The following is a 5,367-nucleotide window of genomic DNA, read 5'->3' on the forward strand; positions in this document are numbered from 1 at the left end:
GGAAGCCGCTCGAGCACCGCGGCGACCGCCGGGATGCCGCTCAGCACGCCACGCTCGGCGTCCCATGCGTGAAGCGTCTCGAGCAGTTGTGCCGAGGAGCGGCCGGTGCGCTCGGCCGCGAGCGGCGATGTGGCCGGGAGGGCGCGCAGCCGGCCGTCGCGATCCTGCTCGATGGCCCACGCGGTGAAGCCCGAACACAACCCGCACGAGGCATCGAAGTAGACATCGAGTGGATCGCGGCGGCTTGCGTCGCTCATCGGAACGCGTCCTCGATCAGTCCTCGATCGCCCACGGACGCCCCGCCGGACGCGCCAGCGGCAGGCGTTCGAACCGCATCGCCTCGCCGTCCGCGCCGGCGGCCACGGACCCGTGTCCGATCGCCTCGTGCTTGAGGATTGCGAGTCCGCGCCACGATCCGGATGCACTCGAATCGGCGATCGCACTGGTCAGCACGCCGATGCGCTGATCGCCGGACTGGAGCTCGAGGGGCGTGATCGGCGTCATGCCGTTTCCCGCGACCCGCACGAGCCGCCGCCTCACCGAGCCGTAGGTGACGAGCCGTTGCAGCGTCTCCTGACCCGTGAAGCAACCCTTGTCGAGATGGACTTCGTCGCCGAGGTTCGCTTCCAGCGGATGGAATGCCTCGACGATTTCGTGACCGTGTGCCGGCCAGCCATGCGCGATGCGCACCACGTGATCGAGCTTCGCGCTGCCGGAGGCAGCGCCGAACAGAGCCCCCATCCCGCGCGGGCTCTCCGCGTCGATCGGAATCACGCGCAGTTCCGGCCCGCGTGCCGCGCGCATCGAGAGCGGAACGCCGTCCCGTTCGAGCAACGTTCCGTGCGCGTGATCCGACCACTCGGCCGAAACTCCCAGCGCCCCCGAGCGGTCGGAAATCTGCACGTCTTCGCGAAACACGTGCTTGTCGATGAACGCGGCGAGCGTTGCGCCATCGGCATCGTCGCGCGCCAGCCACACCGTGCCGTCGGATCCGCGCGCGACCACCGCGCGATGCTGGAGCCGCCCGCGAAAGTCGCACCACAGCGTGCCACGTGCCTCGCCGACGGCGAGGTCGAGCAGCGCGTTGGTGCTGACGCGATGCAGCACTTCGAGCACGTCGCGTCCGCGAAGCGCGAGCAGCCCGCCGCGCGTCACCGGGCCCGCCAGGGTCGATTCCGATGGTTCGGTCACGCGCGCAGTGTAGCGACTTCGAGCGCGGCGCGTGACTGGCCGGCCGCGCTCCGGCACTGCTAGAGTCGCGGCCGATTGCGCGCCCGACCCGTGGGAGAGCCCGACTTGATCACCGCCGATTCGCTCGCCGAGCTGCTCGCGACGCTCGTCAACGTGCCCAGCGTCACCGGGCAGGAGGAGGCGCTCGCCGCATTGATCGCGCAGCGACTCGGTGCGGTGAAGCGCGGCGAGATCCTGCGTTCCGGGCGCAGCGTGGTGTGGCGCGGACCCACCGCCGGGCGACCGCTCGTGGTGCTCGCAGGGCACCTCGACACCGTGCCTCCGAACGGCAATGCCGTGGCGCGACGCGAGGGTGACAAGCTGTTCGGTCTCGGCACCACCGACATGAAGGCGGGCGATGCGGTGATGCTCGCGCTGGTCGAGACGCTCGACCCCGCGCGTCTGCGCTTCGATCTCGCGGTGGTGTTCTACGACGGCGAGGAGGGACCGGCGGCGGGCAATTCGCTCGGCCGTCTGCTCGGCGAGATGCCGTGGCTGCGTGACGCCGCGCTCGCGATCCTGCTCGAGCCGACTTCGAACCAGGTCGAGGTGGGTTGCAACGGCGTGCTGAACGCCGAGGTGCGGGTGCCGGGAGTGGCCGCGCACAGCGCGCGACCGTGGCTCGGTGCCAACGCCGTCGAGCGGGCGGCCGACTGGCTGGCGCGCATCACGCGCTTCGAAACCACGCCGCACGTCGTGCACGGCGCCACTTACCGGGAGACGCTTCAGGTCACCACGCTCAAGGCGGGGCGCGCGCGCAACGTGGTGCCGGACGAGCTGGTCGCCAATCTCAACTACCGATTCCCGCCTTCGATGTCGGTCGGCGAGGCGGAGCGCAAGGTGCGTGCGCTGGTCCCGGCGGAGTTCGGATTCGAGGTCGTGGATCGTGCCGAGCCGGGTCTGGTTTCGCTCGATCACCCGGAGGTCGCGGGATTCGTGAAACGCTTCGGCGCGAAGGTCGAGGCCAAGCAGGGCTGGACCGACGTCGCGCGCTTCACCTCGGCCGGCATCCCCGCGTTCAACTTCGGACCCGGCATCCCGGAGCTGTGCCATCAGGCCGGCGAATACTGCGAGGTCCCGGCGCTCGAACGCTCGTATCGGTGGCTGGCGGAGTTCCTGTCGTCATGATCCATCGCGCCGCGCCGCTCAATCCGTTGCTCACCGATCCGCGCGAATATCCGTTCGTTCGGCTCGATCGCCGCGCGAAGGAACTCGCTCCGCCCGGCGTCTCGCTGATCCACTTCGGCATCGGCGATCCGCGCGAGGAGACGCCGGAGTTCATTCGCGCGACGCTGGCGCGCTCGATTCCGAAGGTGTCGAGCTATCCGACCGCGATCGGAAAGCCGGAGCTGCGCGCCGCGATCGCGGGGTGGTACCAGCGCCGCTATGGCCTCGTGCTCGATCCCGATCGGCACGTGCTGCCGGCGACCGGTACCAAGGAAGCCGTGTACCTGCTGAGTTTCGCGCTGGTCGGACAGGACGCCAGCGAGTCGCGGCGAACGGTGGTGATCCCGTCGCCCGCGTATCCGGTCTACGAGCAGAGCGCGCGCATGGCGGGGGCGCAAATCCACTTCGCTCCGCTCGCGAGTGCGAACGCGTGGCGCTTCGATCCCGCACAGGTTCCGGACGAGGTGTGGGCGCGCACCGCGCTGCTGTGGCTCAATGATCCGCACAATCCCACCGGATCGCAGCTCGAAGCGCGCCACTATGAACGCGTCGTCGAACTCTCGCGATGTCACGGCTTCTGGGTTGCGGGCGATCATGCCTACGACGAGCTCTACTGGGGCGAGCGACCGCGCAGCATCCTGGAGTTCGGATTCGAGAACGCGATCGCATTCCATACGCTCAGCAAGCGCTCCGCGATGACCGGCTATCGCTCGGGCTTCATGGCCGGTGACCCCCGGCTCATGGAGGCGCTCAAGCGTTTCCGTCCGACCGTGGGTGTCGCCACACCGGAGTTCGTACAGGACACGGCGGTCGCAGCGTGGAACGACGATGCGCATGTCGCCGGCCTGCGCGCGTCGTTCGCGGCCAAGCGTCGCCGGATGCTCGAGTTTTTCGCGACCTGCGGCTGGCAGGTCGAAGCCGGCGAGGCGACGTTCTATCTGTGGATGAAGGTGCCCGACGGCGACGACGTGGCGTTCGTCGAACAGCTCATGCGCCTCGGGGTCGTCGTGACGCCGGGCTCCTATCTGGGGGTGGGCGGAGAGGGTTTCGTGCGCTGGGCACTGGTGCCGACGCTGGCGAGCTGCGAGGAGGCGGTGACGCGTCTCGCCGCTTCGAGCGACCTGATGCGGCGCTGAGCGCCGGGAGAGGAAGCGATGCGCGACGAGACGGGGACATGAGCACGACCGAGCCGCTGCCGAACGAGGTGGTCGGGCGCTGGCGCGAAACGATCGCCGCCGCCTACGAGGGCGCGCGGCCGACCGACGATCCGGCGGTGCGCGGAGCCGTCGAGGCGACGATCGCGGAGCTCGACGCCGGGCATCTGCGCGTCGCCGAGAAGCTCGGTGCAGAATGGGTGACGCACGGCTGGATCCAGCAGGCGATCTCGCTCTACTTCAAGCTTCGCGTCTCGATCACTCTCGAAGCCGGCCCATTCGAGTTCCACGACAAGATCCCGCTCAAGGGCAATCTCGCCGCGGCCGGAGTGCGCGTGGTGCCGCCAGGCATGGCGCGCTACGGCAGCTTCCTCGAACCTGGCGTCATCCTGATGCCGAGCTACGTGAACATCGGTGCGCGGGTGGGTGCGGGCACCATGGTAGACACCTGGGCCACGGTCGGCTCGTGCGCTCAAATCGGCGCCCGGGTGCATCTGTCCGGCGGCGTCGGAATCGGCGGCGTGCTGGAGCCGCCTCAGAGCCGCCCGGTGATCGTCGAGGACGACTGCTTCATCGGTTCGCGCGCGATCGTGGTCGAGGGCGTGATGATCGAAGCGGGCGCGGTGCTCGGCGCCGGTGTGGTGCTGACCGCATCGACGCCGATCCTCGATGTGCGGGGCCGCGAGGTCGTCGAGACGCGCGGTCGCATTCCGGCGCGCGCAGTGGTGATTCCCGGCACGCGCCCGAAGGAGTTTCCGGCCGGTTCGTTCGGCGTGCCGTGCGCGCTGATCATCGGGGAACGGCGTGAGTCGACCGATCGCAAGACCTCGCTGAACGAGGCACTGCGAGAGTTCGGCGTTCCGGTGTGAGCGGAAGCGCACCGACCCGGCCGGCTGCCCGCGCGACGCGCGTGGCGCGCCCGGCGGCCGCGAGCGTGTTTCCGGCGCTGCCCGCCTGGGTGGGCTGGCTCGCGCTCGGCACCGTGCTGCTGGTGCGCTGTCTCACCGTGGGGTGGGTCGCAGACGACCTGGTGTTCATGGACGCCGCTCGCCGCGAGACGTTCGGCGAACTCCTGAGTGGTCGCCATGGAATCCTCGGCTACTACCGACCGGTGTCGCGCGAACTCTACTTCTGGCTGTTCGGGCGCCTGCTGGGACTCGGACCCTTCGCCCTCCACCTCGTGAACGCCCTGGTGTTCGCGCTGATGGTCGGGGTGTTCGCCGCCACGGTGCGTCGACTCTGCGGCGCTCGGTCGGCATGGTTCGCGGCCGCGCTCCTCATTCTGTTCCCGCCGACCGGGGCTCTGCTGTCGTGGATCTCGTGCGCCCAGGACTTGATCGCGACCCTGCTGGTGGTCCTCGCGATGTGGTGGTGGGTGAGTGGTGCAAGTCCCTGGTGGGTGGCCATCGCCTGCGCACTCGCGCCGCTCGCCAAGGAGAGCGCGATCGTGGCGCCCGGACTGGTGCTCGCACTCGAGCTGATGTGGCGTCGGGCCGGCACGCTCCCCGAGCGCGTGCAGCGTGTGGCGCCCGCATTTCTGGGGGCAGCGGTCGCGATCGCCATCCAGCTCGCGGTGCGTTCGGGATGGCCGGCCGGAACCGCGGTCGCGATCTGGTCGCCCGCGCAATTCGCGAATGCCTGGCGCCTGCCGATCGACTTCCTCGTGACGTGGTGGCCGCCGCACGCGCTCGCGGGTATCGGCGCTGCGTTGCGGGATTCGTTCGCGCTGACCGCGTTCGTGACCGTCACTGCGATCGCGGCGGCGTGGGCAGCGGAGCGGGTATTGCGCGGTCGAGTCGGCGGCGTCACTCCATGC

Annotated in this window: 6 protein-coding genes; 4 read left to right on the forward strand and 2 right to left on the reverse strand. The window is 69.6% G+C overall.

Annotated features, from left to right (window positions below; translation table 11 throughout):
* Together HOP12_03655 and HOP12_03660 are read right to left on the reverse strand one after the other, a co-directional pair.
* Nucleotides 1-257, reverse strand: a 257-nt coding sequence (locus HOP12_03655) for a DUF393 domain-containing protein (protein ID NOT33247.1), incomplete at its 3' end; no start/stop codon positions are given.
* 16 nt (nt 258-273) lie between these two features.
* A complete protein-coding gene (locus tag HOP12_03660; protein ID NOT33248.1) occupies nt 274-1,191 on the reverse strand; it encodes a hypothetical protein in 918 nt (305 codons plus the stop codon).
* 105 nt (nt 1,192-1,296) lie between these two features.
* Between HOP12_03660 and dapE the strand changes: the two genes are divergently transcribed.
* The 4 genes from dapE to HOP12_03680 form a co-directional block, all read left to right on the forward strand.
* Nucleotides 1,297-2,358: a succinyl-diaminopimelate desuccinylase gene (gene dapE, locus HOP12_03665; GenBank protein ID NOT33249.1), complete on the forward strand. Its 1,062-nt coding sequence runs from the start codon at nt 1,297-1,299 to the stop codon at nt 2,356-2,358.
* Nucleotides 2,355-3,533 (forward strand): aminotransferase class I/II-fold pyridoxal phosphate-dependent enzyme, encoded by a 1,179-nt coding sequence (locus HOP12_03670; GenBank protein ID NOT33250.1) that lies wholly within the window; start codon nt 2,355-2,357, stop codon nt 3,531-3,533. The genes dapE and HOP12_03670 overlap by 4 nt, the downstream gene beginning before the upstream one ends.
* 38 nt (nt 3,534-3,571) lie before the next feature.
* The gene (locus HOP12_03675) at nt 3,572-4,420 is read left to right on the forward strand and encodes a 2,3,4,5-tetrahydropyridine-2,6-dicarboxylate N-succinyltransferase (GenBank protein NOT33251.1); all 849 of its coding nucleotides are present in this window, start codon (nt 3,572-3,574) and stop codon (nt 4,418-4,420) included.
* Nucleotides 4,421-4,461: 41 nt separating this feature from the next.
* A partial coding sequence (locus HOP12_03680; GenBank protein NOT33252.1) for a hypothetical protein occupies nt 4,462-5,367 on the forward strand: 906 nt, incomplete at its 3' end.

It is taken from the genome of Candidatus Eisenbacteria bacterium, assembly GCA_013140805.1.
Lineage (GTDB): Bacteria > Eisenbacteria > RBG-16-71-46 > RBG-16-71-46 > RBG-16-71-46 > JABFRW01.